This is a genomic window from Paractinoplanes deccanensis (assembly GCF_016862115.1).
Classification (GTDB): Bacteria; Actinomycetota; Actinomycetes; order Mycobacteriales; family Micromonosporaceae; genus Actinoplanes; species Actinoplanes deccanensis.
The window spans coordinates 137,806-150,624 of sequence record NZ_BOMI01000003.1; the positions used below are offsets into that span (position 1 = coordinate 137,806).

Below are 12,819 nucleotides of genomic sequence, written 5' to 3' on the forward strand. Positions count from 1 at the left end.
CCTCAAGTCGTCCCGAAGGAGTACGCGCGTGAAACGTCGAACCCCTCTGGTCGTGGCGGTGGCCGCCGGTACCCTGGCCGCCTCCGCCATGGTCGCCGTGGCCCAACCGGCCACCGCCGTCCCGCAGGACCCGCAGACGGCCGCCGCGAAGGCCGACGCCCTCGTCGCCGCCCGGCCCGCCGTCCTGGCCGCCAGCCCGAACGAGACCTTCCAGCGGCGGCAGGTGTACAGCTCCTCCGGCCTCAACTACGTCGCCTACGACCGCACGTACAACGGCTTCCCGGTGATCGGCGGCGACTTCGTCGTCGTCACGGACTCCGCCGGCGCCACCAAGTACACGTCGGTCTCGATGACCCAGCCGATCGGCGAGCTCTCCACCACGCCGAAGCTGGCCGACACCGCCGCGGCCGCCGTCGCCACGTCCCAGCTGAAGACGGTCACCGAGGTGGAGGGCACCAAGCTCGTCGTGGTCGCCCTCGACGGCAAGCCCGCCAAGCTCGCCTGGGAGACCACGGTCCGCGGTACGAGCGCGGAGGGCCCGAGCCGGCTCACCGTCGACGTGGACGCGGCCACGGGTGCGGTCCTGCGCGAGTACGAGCACGTCACGGACGTCTCCGGTACGGGCACCGGCTGGATCAACGGCTCGGTCACCCTGGACACCACCCAGTCCGGCTCCTCGTACCTGCTCCAGGACCCGAGCCACACCACGGTCCGCTGCCAGGACGCCGCCACGAACACGACCTTCAGCGGCAGCGACAACGTCTGGGGCAACGGCACCGGCACCAGCAAGGAGACCGGCTGCGTCGACGCCTTCTACGTGGCGCAGAAGCAGTACGCGATGCTCTCGGCCTGGCTGGGCCGCAACGGCCAGAACGGCAGCGGCGGCGCGTGGCCGATCCGGGTCGGCCTCAACGACCAGAACGCGTACTACGACGGCACCCAGGTGCAGATCGGCAAGAACACCGCCGGCCAGTGGATCTCCTCGGCGGACGTGGTCGGCCACGAGCTCGGCCACGGCATCGACGACACCACCCCGGGCGGCATCTCCCGCTCCGGCACCCAGGAGTTCGTCGCCGACACCATCGGCGCGGCCACCGAGTGGTACATCAACAACCCGAACGACGCCCCCGACTACCAGGTCGGCGAGGAGGTCAACCTGGTCGGCAGCGGCCCGATCCGGTACATGTACAACCCGTCGCTCGCCGGCGACGACAACTGCTACTCCAGCAGCACGCCGGGCGACGAGGTGCACGCCGCGGCCGGGCCCGGCAACCACTGGTTCTACCTGCTCGCCCAGGGCACCGGCGGTGCCGGTCAGCCGTCCAGCACGACCTGCAACGGCAGCACGGTCACCGGTCTCGGCATCCAGAACGCCATCAAGATCATGTACAACGCGATGCTGATGAAGACGTCCAGCTCGTCGTACCTGAAGTACCGCACCTGGACGCTGACCGCGGCGAAGAACCTCTTCCCGACCAGCTGCACCGAGTTCAACACGGTCAAGGCCGCGTGGGACGCCGTCAGCGTGCCCGCCCAGTCCGCCGACCCGACCTGCTCCGGCGGCGGCACCACCCCGCCGACCACTCCGCCGACCACCCCGCCCACCGGCGGCTGCACCGGCACCAACGCCACCGACGTCACGATCCCCGACGCGGGCGCCGCGATCACCAGCACGATCACGATCAGCGGCTGCGCCCGCGCCGCGTCGGCGACCTCGACGATCGCGGTGAACGTCGTGCACACGTACCGCGGTGACGTGAAGCTCGACCTGGTCGCGCCGGACGGCACCGTCTACGCCCTCAAGGCCACGTCGTCCTCGGACAGCGCCGACAACATCGTGACCACGTACACGAAGAACCTGTCGAGCGAGGCCGCGAACGGCGACTGGAAGCTGCGGGCGCAGGACGTCTACTCGACCGACACCGGCTACATCAACACCTGGACCCTGACCCTCTGACCGTCTGATCGACCCCTGACAGCGGGGCTGGGGAGCACCTGGGTTGCCCAGGGTTGCTTCCCGGTTCCGCTTCTTCATCGGCGCGGCCGCTCCCCGATCGGTACCGGTGACACCGACCGACACGAAGGAGCCACCTCTTGAAGCGTTTCGTCCGCCGCGCCGTCGTCACCGCCGCCCTCGTCGCCGTTCCGACCCTGTTCGGCGCCCCGGCTCTCGCGGCCGCTCAGGCCACGCCGACGACCGCCGCCGCGTACGAGACCGAGGTCGTCAAGCTGACGAACGCCGAGCGTGCGAAGAAGGGCTGCAAGGCCCTGCGCATCGACTCGCGCCTGGTCACCGCCGCCCGCGCGCACAGCGCCGACATGGTCCAGAAGAGCTTCTTCAGCCACACCGGCTCGGACGGCAGCACCTTCGTGACCCGCGAGGTCCGGGCCGGTTACCCGCGCGCGGGCGCGTCCGCCGAGAACATCGCCTGGGGCTACCGCACGCCGAAGGACGTCGTGACCGGCTGGATGAACAGCGCCGGCCACCGCAAGAACATCCTGAACTGCACGAGCACCGCGGTCGGCGTGGGCGTGGCCTACACGGCCGGCGGCGCACCGTACTGGACCCAGGACTTCGGCCGCATCTGATTTTGGCCAAACAGCCCGAAAGGTACCTATCCGCCGGTTAGCGTGCGGTGGTGCCCTGGGTTGCGCTCTCCCGATGGATGGCGGTCATCATGATGGCCGCCGTCCTCTACGTCGTCGGAGCGGCCGACCCGCTGGATCAGCATCCGGTGGAGGCCGCTCAGAGCACCTGCGCCGCCCCGGTGGCGCTGCGCAACGGCGACTTCGAGTCCCCGCTGATAGCGGACGGGTCGGTCGCCGCCGTGCCTCCGCCCGGCTGGAAGGGACCTGTCACCCTCCGCCGCGACGGCACCCAGCACGCCGAGCTCACCGCCGGCACGCTGTATCAGGACGTCACGACCGTCCCCGGGCAGACCTTGCACTGGGAGCTCCGGCACCGCGGCGGCGCCCTGGCCGTCCTGATCGGCTCACCCACCGGCACCCTCGAACGGCAGGGCGACGAGCTCACCGGCACCACCGCGCGCTGGGCCACCTACGCCGGCGCCTACACCGTGCCCGAGGACCAGACCAGGACCAGGTTCGCCCTCCGCGCCGCCGCGCCCGGCTCGGTCGACGCCGTCTCCTTCGGCACCCCCGCCTGCCTCGTCACCACGACCGCGGTCTCCGAGCAAAAATCCCAGGTCAAGGGCCTCCTCTCGTACGCCGTGACGGCGCGCAACGCGGGCGGCAACCCGGCCCGCCGCACGGAGATCATCGCCGGCGTCCCGGACGGCGTCACGCCCGTCGACGCCCCGCGGGCCCGCACCCTGCGCGCCGACGCCGGCGTGCTCGAGCCCGGCGCGAGCCACACCCTCACGTACCAGGTCAGGATCGATCCCGAGGCCGCCGGCACCACGATCGAGGCCACGGCGACCGCGGCGTACGCCACCTCGCTCGCCGGCGTGGGCGAACGGCTCGTCTCCACCTCGAACGAGGCCGGCACCTGGGTCGAGCCCGCCGCCGACCTGACCGTCGACCTGACCGGCGACCCCACCGAGTTCACCGTCACCACCGGCAACGAGGGCCCCAGCGACGCCGACGAGGTCAGGGTGACCGCCGACCTGCCCGACGGCCTGACCGCGGTGTCGGCCACCTCCCCGCAGGGCACATGCGCCCTGACCAGCGATGCCGTCGAATGCGACTACCGCACCCTGCCGGCCGGGGAGACCCGCGAGCTGACCGTCACTGCCGTGGGCACCCCCGGCGCCGTCTCGGTCACCGCCACCAGCGCCACTGCCGAGCTCACCCCCACCGACAACACCGTCAACAGGAAGACCGGCTCGGCCCCGCCCCGCGACCCGGCTCCGCGCCCGGCCGCCGTCACCCTCACGACCACAACACCCACAGTGGTACGCGACGACACCGCCCACTTCCGCGCGACCGTGCCCGCCTCCCCCAGCGCCACCACCGTCCGCTTCACCCCGGGCGAGGGCCTGGCCGTCACCGCCGCCACCCCCGACCGAGGCATCTACCGCAACGGCGAATGGACCGTCCCCGCCGGCGCCGCCGCGCACCTCGACCTCACCGCCATCGCCCTGACCGCCGGCCCTCTCAGCCTCACCGCCTCCTCCGGCGGCGCCCCGGACACGGTTACCGTCACGGCTTCTCCCGGCAACGCCTCACTGAGCGTGGCAGTCGTCGCCCCACGCGACCCCCGCCCGGCGGACGTAGGCGACACCGTCCGCTTCCGCTACCGCGTGACGAACGACGGCAACGAGCCCATGGACAGCGTGACGGTCACCGACACCCTCCTCGGCCCGGCGACCTGCCCCGCCACCACGCTCGCCCCCGGCGCCACCATGACCTGCGAGGCCGCGCCCTACGAAGTCACCCGCGCGGACGTCGACGCCGGCACTCCGCTCACCACCATCGTGTCGGCCGAGGCCTATCCGTCCGGCGCCGCCGAGCCGTCCCTCTTCGGGCCCACCACGGCCGAAGCACCCATCGTGACCGCCAGGCCCGCGCTGACCGTGACCTCGACCGCGACCCTCTCACCGCGAAGTGCCGACACTATCCACTACTCCTACGTGGTCCACAACATCGGCAACCAAACCATGCGCGCCGTCCACGTCACCGGCAGCGCGGCCGGCCGAGCCACCTGCGCCGCCACCACCCTGGCCCCCGGCGAATCCACCACCTGCACCCCGGCCCCGCACCGCATGCCGCCGGCCGGCGACTTCCCCACCGACCGGGCGTACGCCTACGGCACCGCCCCCGACGCGACCGCCGCCACCGCTTACGGCCCTTTCCTCACCACGACACCGGATCCGGCGCTTCCGACCGCCCCGCAGAGCCCGGCCACGACCACACCACCGGCGCAGGGCACTGGCCAGACCGCGCCACCGGCCCAAGGCTCAGGCCACACCGTGCCACCGGCCCAAGCCGCCGGCCAGGCCGTGCCACCGGCCCAAGCCGCCGGCCAGAACCCGCCGCCGGACCAGCTCGCACCGCCTCTCAGCGCCACAGCCGGGCGCGACGCCGCCCAGGAGACCCGGAGTCGGGAAACCGCCGGCCCGCAGCCGCGCTCCGCGGCTCGGGCCCCCGCACCCCTGGCGACCACCGCCGTCCCGGCCCGGGGCGCAGCGCCGCAGGTGAGCAAGCCTTCCACTCCGGACCCGTCAGTGCCCAACCCGACCCCGACCGTCATCACGCCCCCACCCGCCACCGTGCCACCTCGCACCCAGGCATGGGCGGACGCGGTCCCCGAGCCGGTCCCCTTCAGCGGCAGCCCCCTGGCGACGCTGAGCGTCCTCGGCCTGGCCCTGATCATCGGCGGCCTGATCGTCCTGGGTTCCTACCGCGGCCGCTGGTGGCCCCGCCGCCGCTAGGCAGCCCATCCGCCTGCGTCGCCGGACGATTCCCTCCACACGGCTCGTCACACGGCGGATCCCCACCCGGGTCACGGTCGCGCCTGGCCTCCGGGCATGGTCCCCTGCCGCCACGACGGTGATTATGGTGCGGGCGCGCTCACCGAAACGCTGCTCCGCCGGGACCTGGCTGAAGTCACAGATCCGACCGGCCGTTTCACCCGAAAGTGCTTCGCATTCAGTCCGGGCCAAAAAGCGATTATGCAGAGTAGGGGCACCGCGACTCCCGGTGAGCGGAGCCGCGGCCCCCATTGTGGAGAAGTTGACTTTGCGTAGGCACTTCCCATCGGTCCGTGCCTATGGTTAGTCTCTAGCCTCAGGAATTGATGTCGAACTCGCCTTCCTTGGCAGAGTCCACAAAGGCGGTCCACTCCGCCGTGGTGAACATGAGCGCCGGACCGGAGCGGTCCTTGCTGTCGCGGACGGCGACGCCCGTGTCGAGGAAGGCGACTTCGACACAGTTGTTGCCACCGTTGCCGTTGCTGCGGCTGGCCTTGCGCCACGTGGCCGCTGCCAGTTCGGCATGAGCGAGCTGGTGCGTGAGCAATTCAAGCACCCCCCTTCGGATATGCGGTTGTCTCGTGAGCCTAAGCGACGAGCAGGCTCTCGATCATCTTGATGGTCATGCGATGGTCGAGCGCCATATCACTCAGCCGCTCGAACTCTTGCCGGTAACGAGCAACCTCGGCCGGTTGCTCTTCGTAGTAGTCTCCCGCAAGACCTTCAAGATAGACAACATCCAAATGGGTGGTCTCCCGAAACTCCAAAAGCGCTGCTGATCCGCCGAGGAACGTGTGTTCGCCGGCGTTGAACGGCAGAATCCGGAGTGTGACATTCGGTAATTGCGCGATCTCGATCAGATGCCGAAGCTGGTCATTCATGACGCGCGGGCCGCCGACCACGCGGCGCACCACCGATTCGTCGATGACGACCACGAGCTCGAGCGGCCGGTCGGCGGTGAGCCGGCTCTGCCGGGTCAGGCGCAGCTTCACCCGGCGGTCGATGTGCTGCGGCGTGTCGTTGGTGCGCCCGGCCTGCATCAGCGCCCGCATGTACGCCTCGGTCTGCAGCAGCCCGGGCACGAGAACCGGCTCCCAGCAGCGCATCGAGGCGGCCGCCGCCTCCAGGCCGACGAAGTTGCCGGGCCGCATGATGTCGCGGTAGTCCGTCCACCACGTGCGCTCGCGCGAGAGCCGGGCGAGCTCCACCATCGCCTCGCGGTACTCCTGATCGCCGACGCCGTAGAGCGTCAGCAGGTCCTTCACGTCGCGCGGGGTCACCGCGACACGCGCGGTCTCGATGCGCGTGACCTTGGCGGCGTGCCACTCGAAATGGCGCGACACATTTTCTTGCGTCAATCCGGCTGCCTCGCGGCACCGTTTCAGCTCCGCCCCGAGCCGACGGCGGCGCAGCGTGGGTCCCTCATCAACGGACACCTGGACTCCCTCGGTCCTGATGAAGCCGATAGTACGACCGCCGTGCCGATGATCCAAACAAGGAGGACTCCACAAAAAGTCTAGTACTCCTTGTCATGACCTAGCTGTCGGGTACATGATGCGGAGCACATCGAGTCATACCTTTCTGCACGCAGGGTGATCTTCACCTGCAAAGAGATCAAACGACCACAAGGGCGACGAAGCCCGCGAACCACACATCAACAACACCGTTGTCTAAGGGGCGTGGCGGCGTGTTGGCTGACCAGTATTTCCTGATCGCACACGAGGACCGCACCGGCCGGTCCCGTCTCCATCCGCGTGCGACCGGCTTAGGCCTGGCCGCCGCTCTGCTGGGCGAGCTGGTCCTCGAAGGACGGATCGGCATCACGGACGGAGATCTGGTCATCCTCGACCGGCATCCCCCGACGGACGCGCTCGCGCACGACATCCTGGACCTGCTCATCGCCCAGCCGCAGCACCGTGACGTGCGCGTCTGGCTGGCGTTCCTCTCGCAGGACGCCGCGATCCGGGTGGGCGAGCGGCTGTCGCGCCTGGGCGCGGTCGAGGCGGTGACCCGCCGCCGCATGCTCTCCACCGAGACGCTGTACATGCCGAACAGCGCGGCACAGCGCAACGCCGCCGCCTGGGCTCCGGCCCGGCTGGCCAACCTGCTGGTGCGCGGCATCGGCATGAGCATCAGTGACCGGGTGCTCATCGGGCTGGTGGCTGCCACCGGCCTCACCAGACACGTGCTCTACGACTTCGAGATGCATCGGCACGCGTTCCACTCGCTGCCGAGCGCTGTCGGGTCGCTTCCGGGCGACCTTCGAGAGCTCGTCGAAATCACCGAGGCCTCTGTGGGCTCGGTGCTGACCGTCGGCCGACGGTGAGCGCCGTCGGGCGCCATCACCTCCGGCCCAACAACCACGACCACTGGGCCGGGAGGATGTTGATGGAGCGTACGAAACCCGCGGAGCCGGACATCGTCACACAGGCGCTGGCCAAGAACCGGCTGGGCATTCCGTCTGTGGTGTTCTTCGGCGTAGCGGGAGCCGCACCGCTCACCGTGATCATCGGTTCCATCACCACGATCTACGCGATCATCGGCAGTACGGCCGTCCCGATCGCGTACGTGGTGGTGGCGGGGCTGCTGTCCCTGTTCACCGTCGGCTTCGTCGCGATGAGCCGGCACATCGTGAACACGGGTGCCTTCTACTCGTACATCAGTCACGGTTTAGGCCGCATGGTCGGGGTGGGGGCGGCCTTCGTCGCCCTGCCTGCCTACTCGCTGATGCAGATCGGCCTCTTCGGGCTCTTCGGCTCCGCGGCCTCCGGCATCCTCGCGGCACTGGGATTCTCCGTTCCCTGGTACGCCTGTGCGGTGGCCGCCTGGGTCGCGGTCACGGTGCTCGGCCTGCTCTGGGTCGACCTGAGCGGACGGGTGCTCGCGGTCCTGCTCGTCCTCGAGATCGCCATTGTGCTCATCTACGACCTGGTGATGGTCGGCAACCCGGCGAACGGCGAGGTCACCTTCTCGCAGTTCTCGCCGGCGCCGCTCGCCACCCCGGTCATCGGCGTGCTGCTGGTGCTGGCGATCGCCGGCTTCGTCGGCTTCGAGGCGACCGTGGTCCTCTCCGAGGAGGCCAAGGACCCGAAGCGCACGATCGCCCGGGCCACCCACATCGCGGTGTTGCTCGCCGGCGTCCTCTGCGCGGTCTCGGCCTGGGCGATGTCGGTGAACACCGGCCCCGACCAGATCGCGGCGCGCGCCGCCGAGCACCGTACCGACCTGGTCTTCACCCTGGTCGGCCCGCACCTGCCCAGGTTCATGGTCGACCTCGGCTACATCCTCTTCCTGACGAGCGTCTTCGCCGCCCTGCTCGCGTTCCACGCGGCGGTGTCGCGCTACCAGTTCGCGCTCGGCCGCGAGGGCGTGCTGCCCGCGGCGTGGGGTCGCACCCACCCGCGCACCGGCGCCCCGCTGCTCGGCTCGATCACCCAGAGCGTGCTGGCCATCATCGTGCTCAGCGCCTACGCGCTGGCCGGCGCCGACCCGCTGGTCTACGTCTTCGCGTGGCTCACGACGATCGGCGGTCTCGGCGTCCTCATCCTCATGTGGGCCGCGTCGGCGGCGGTCATCGCGTTCTTCGTCCACAAGCGGCGAGGGGAGAACATCTGGCGGGCCTACTTCGCGCCTGGACTGGCGTTCCTGCTGCTCACGGTCGTGCTGGCGGCAACCTGCATCGGCTTCGGTGAGCTGCTCCAAGTTTCCGGCGACTCGCCGTTCCAGTGGCTCATCCCGGTCTGCTACCTGGGTGTCGCCCTCGTCGGCATCGTCTGGGCCCTGATCATGCGGGCGGCTCGCCCGGAGGTGTATGCGGCAATCGGCCGCGGCTCCGACAGCCGGGCGAGCGTGGTCGCCGAGACCCAGGCCCTCATGCGCTCGCTGCACGCCGACCCGGTCGGCGCGCGCGGCGGCCCGTACTACTGATCACGGCCGTGCTGACCCCACCGGCCCTTCCCCGTCGCCTTTGGCCACTCTCCCCTCCCCTTGCACACCAAGAGAGGAAGTCATGACCTACGCGATCCAGGATCTGGTGATCCGTGACGTCGCACCCGTCGACGTCGAGGAGATCACCGGCCTCGTCGCCGCGGCGATGTGGGACGGGCCGGTGGCCCGCTGGCTGCACCCCGATGCCGCGGTGCGCCGGCGCGACAGCCCGCGCTACTTCGAGATCTTCGTCGAGCACGCGGTGCGGTACGGCGAGGTGTACGCCACCTACGACCCGGACACCGGCCGCGTCTCCGGAGTGGCGCTGTGGTTCCCGATGACCGCGACGATCCCGCCGCCGCTCGACTACGAGCAGCGGCTGAAGGAGGTGGCCGGTTCGGCGTACGACCGAGCATGTGAACTCGACGCGGCGATCGAGGCGCGCCATCCCACCGATCCCCACCATTACCTGGCCTTCCTGGCCGTCCATCCGGAGGACCAGGGCCGTGGGATCGGCAGTGCGCTCCTCGACCGCCATCACGCCCGGCTCGACGAGGCCGGCATCCCCGCGTACCTGGAGGCGAACGACCCGCGTAACCGGGATCTTTACCTCCGGCACGGATACCGGGTCCGGGCCTTGATCGAGCTTCCCGATGGACCACCGCTCTGGTCCATGTGGAGGTTGCCTATGAACTGAAGATGATGCCCCCTGCCGAGTTGCTACGCGGCTGCGGGAAACTCGTAGAGCCAGTACGACTGCTGGTCGATCCGAGTGAAGCGCATGTTGTCCGAGAGCCGGCTGACCATCATCCGGAAGACTCGGGACATGCGGCGGACCTCGTCGTTGTGGTTGCAGATGTCGAGACACACGAGTCCGTTCTGGGCGGACGCGATGTGATACATCTGCTCGACCAGCTGAGCGAAGGCTTCACGACCCTGGGCATGCGGACTCACGGCGACGAATCCGATGTACCAGATCTTCCGCGCCGCGTAGTGCTCCGGCCAATGCCTCTCGAAGTACTGGGGAGCGATCAACGGAACCGCGTTGAGGTCGTTGGTGTAGGTGGCGACGCCGCACATCGTGCCGTCATCGTCGAGGGCGAGGTACTTGTCCACCCGCGCGTCCGCCATTACCTCGTCGAACTCGGACTTGTACATCAGGTGACGCTGAACCGCGAGGTGGTTCAACTCCTCGAAGGCGTCCCGGTACATGGTCCACATTGCCTCGTGCAGCTCTTCATCGGTGATCTGGTCGATGACTTTGATAAGCATGCTCGGCTCCCCCGCAGGCCGCCGCCAGGTCGGCCCGCTTGTCGCACTCATCTTGATCGATGATCTGTGACCATCACTGTACGAAGAGTGAGCGCGTCATGACAATGCGTGTGTGCCGATTGAATGTGCCAATTCATCTACGAGACGTCTTCCGTGCCCGTTTTGGTGTGCAACTTGCAATCACCGGCACGAAATCGCCCTCGATCCAGCACACGGTTATGGCCTTCGAGTACTACGCACGTTGCGCATTACTCCTGGTCCAGGCCCCGATTACGGCCCGCCGGACGCCCTGTTGAGTTTTCCGCCAGAGGAAGATCATTGATCTCCAATGACGGAGATCAATGACTCCAAGGGCCCACTTTACGCCCCACGGTCCACATTACGCAGCGTTAAGAAACCCATTCCGGCCGCCCGCTCTCAACTCGTGGCCGGGGTTGTGGTGTGGCGGCGCAGGAGGCCGTCGAGACTGCTGGGCGCCACCTCGTGCAGGACGATCGACGTCGACGTCCGGACGACGCTGGGAGCGGCGACGATCAGGTTGGTGATGCGGTAGAGGTCGGCCGTGTCGCGCGCGACCACCCGTACCAGCAAGTCGCCGTCGCCCGTGGTGGCCAGGATCTCGACCACCTCGGGGATCCGGGACAGCTGCTGGGCGGCGCGGTCGCCCTCGCGCTGGCTCAGCGACAGGGTCATGAAGGCCATCAGCGGGTAGCCCAGGGCGGCGGGATCCAGACGGCGCGAGTAGGCGCCCAGGGCCCCGGACTCGCGCATGCGGCGCAGGCGGGCCTGCACGGTGTTGCGGGACATGGTCAGGCGGTCGGCCAGGGCGACGACCGTGGCGTCCGGGTCGGCGTCCAGGGCCAGCAGGATCCGCGCGTCGGTGGCGTCCAAGATTCGCATCGTGCGCAATCCTTCCCCCTGATGCCCGCTCAGGCTGAGCAGAACGCACAAGCAGGAAAGCTCACATTGTGCAGGATGCGCAACAGCCACGAGGCTCGTTCGCATGATCGACTATGCCTCCACGGTGACCGTCGCCGAGTACCTGGGCGAGCGGCTCCGGCAGGCCGGCGTGTCCCACCTGTTCGGCGTGCCCGGCGACTTCAACCTCAACCTGCTCGACGGCCTCGCCGAGGTGCCCGGGCTGCGCTGGGCCGGATCACCCAACGAGCTCGGCGCCGGGTATGCCGCCGACGCGTACGCCCGCAGCCGTGGCATCGCGGCACTGATCACGACGTACGGCGTGGGCGAGCTGAGCGCGATCAACGCCGTGGCCGGCAGCGCCGCCGAGGACGCGCCCGTGCTGCACATCGTCGGCTCGCCGCGCACGGGGACGGTCGAGGCCGGCGCCCTGGTGCATCACACGCTCGCCGACGGCGACTTCGGGCACTTCCAGCGCGCGTACGCCGAGATCAGCGCGACCACCACCGTGCTGACCGCGGACCGCGCGGGCGACCAGATCGACGCCGCCGTGACCGCGGTGCGCCGCACGCGCAAGCCCGGTTACCTGAGCGTCCCCCAGGACCTGGCCCTGCACCGCATCCCGGCCGCACCCCTGCGCGAGCCCCTGACGATGGCGTCCGACCCGGGCGCTCTCGAGGCCTTCACCCGAGCCGTACGGGCAACGCTCGCCGGCGCGCGCCGCCCCGCCCTGATCGTCGGCCAGCTCGCCGCCCGATACGGACTCGGCGCCCGCATCACGGAGCTGGCCGGCGGCCTCCCGATGGTCACCCAGCTGGCCGCCAAGGGCGTGATCGACGAGGGCACGCCGGGATACCTGGGCGACTACGCGGGCACGATGCTCGACCCGGTCCCGACGGCCCTGGTCGACCGAGCCGACGTCGTGGTCCACCTCGGCACGGTGATGACCGCCGAGCTGACCGGCTTCTTCACGGCCCGCCCCCTCGACGACCGCACGGTGTGGACCTCGGCGACGGCCGCCGGCGTGGGCGAGCAGCGCTTCGAGAACGTGCTCTTCCCGGACGCGGTGGAGGCGGTCGCCCAGGTGCTGGCCGAACGCGGGGCCGCGGGCTCTGCCGAAACGCGGCCGGTGAGCGGGTCGCCCTTGGCGGCAGGCGGGTCGGCCCTGTCGCCCATGGAGGCGGACGGGCCGCTCTCGGAGGCGGACGGGCCGCTCTCGGAGGCGGACGGGCCGCTCTCGGAGGCGGACGGGCCGCTCTCGGAGGCGGAC

General features: G+C 69.7%; 11 protein-coding genes. 7 read left to right on the forward strand and 4 right to left on the reverse strand.

Annotated features, from left to right (window positions below; genetic code table 11):
• Positions 1 to 88 precede the first annotated feature (88 nt).
• The 3 genes from Ade02nite_RS01675 to Ade02nite_RS01685 all read left to right on the forward strand — a co-directional run bounded on the left by Ade02nite_RS01675 (position 89) and on the right by Ade02nite_RS01685 (position 5,393).
• Complete coding sequence (locus Ade02nite_RS01675; protein ID WP_203759692.1) at positions 89 to 1,957, forward strand: M4 family metallopeptidase; 1,869 nt, start codon at positions 89 to 91, stop codon at positions 1,955 to 1,957.
• Between the two features lie 137 nt (positions 1,958 to 2,094).
• A complete protein-coding gene (locus tag Ade02nite_RS01680; protein ID WP_203759669.1) occupies positions 2,095 to 2,589 on the forward strand; it encodes a CAP domain-containing protein in 495 nt (164 codons plus the stop codon).
• A gap of 50 nt (positions 2,590 to 2,639) precedes the next feature.
• Positions 2,640 to 5,393 (forward strand): DUF11 domain-containing protein, encoded by a 2,754-nt coding sequence (locus Ade02nite_RS01685; RefSeq protein WP_203759670.1) that lies wholly within the window; start codon positions 2,640 to 2,642, stop codon positions 5,391 to 5,393.
• Positions 5,394 to 5,748: 355 nt separating this feature from the next.
• On the opposite strand, the gene Ade02nite_RS01690 is transcribed toward Ade02nite_RS01685, so the two are convergent.
• A complete protein-coding gene (locus Ade02nite_RS01690) occupies positions 5,749 to 5,988 on the reverse strand; it encodes a DUF397 domain-containing protein (RefSeq protein ID WP_239168440.1) in 240 nt (79 codons plus the stop codon).
• A 31-nt stretch (positions 5,989 to 6,019) separates the two neighbouring features.
• Positions 6,020 to 6,868: a helix-turn-helix domain-containing protein gene (locus tag Ade02nite_RS01695; RefSeq protein ID WP_203759671.1), complete on the reverse strand. Its 849-nt coding sequence runs from the start codon at positions 6,866 to 6,868 to the stop codon at positions 6,020 to 6,022.
• Positions 6,869 to 7,119: 251 nt separating this feature from the next.
• On the opposite strand from Ade02nite_RS01695, the gene Ade02nite_RS01700 reads away from it, so the two are divergent.
• The 3 genes from Ade02nite_RS01700 (at position 7,120) to Ade02nite_RS01710 (ending at position 10,056) form a co-directional block, all read left to right on the forward strand.
• Positions 7,120 to 7,758, forward strand: coding sequence for a GOLPH3/VPS74 family protein (locus tag Ade02nite_RS01700; RefSeq protein WP_203759672.1), 639 nt, complete (start codon positions 7,120 to 7,122; stop codon positions 7,756 to 7,758).
• Positions 7,759 to 7,820: 62 nt separating this feature from the next.
• Entirely contained in the window at positions 7,821 to 9,359 is a 1,539-nt protein-coding gene (locus tag Ade02nite_RS01705; protein ID WP_379035152.1) for an APC family permease, read from the forward strand.
• Positions 9,360 to 9,441: 82 nt separating this feature from the next.
• The gene (locus tag Ade02nite_RS01710; RefSeq protein ID WP_203759674.1) at positions 9,442 to 10,056 is read left to right on the forward strand and encodes a GNAT family N-acetyltransferase; all 615 of its coding nucleotides are present in this window, start codon (positions 9,442 to 9,444) and stop codon (positions 10,054 to 10,056) included.
• Between the two features lie 23 nt (positions 10,057 to 10,079).
• On the opposite strand, the gene Ade02nite_RS01715 is transcribed toward Ade02nite_RS01710, so the two are convergent.
• Positions 10,080 to 10,631: a GNAT family N-acetyltransferase gene (locus Ade02nite_RS01715; RefSeq protein ID WP_203759675.1), complete on the reverse strand. Its 552-nt coding sequence runs from the start codon at positions 10,629 to 10,631 to the stop codon at positions 10,080 to 10,082.
• Positions 10,632 to 11,048: 417 nt separating this feature from the next.
• The gene (locus Ade02nite_RS01720; protein ID WP_239168441.1) at positions 11,049 to 11,531 is read right to left on the reverse strand and encodes an Lrp/AsnC family transcriptional regulator; all 483 of its coding nucleotides are present in this window, start codon (positions 11,529 to 11,531) and stop codon (positions 11,049 to 11,051) included.
• A gap of 103 nt (positions 11,532 to 11,634) precedes the next feature.
• On the opposite strand from Ade02nite_RS01720, the gene Ade02nite_RS01725 reads away from it, so the two are divergent.
• On the forward strand, positions 11,635 to 12,819 hold a 1,185-nt coding region (locus Ade02nite_RS01725; protein WP_203759677.1), incomplete at its 3' end, for a thiamine pyrophosphate-binding protein.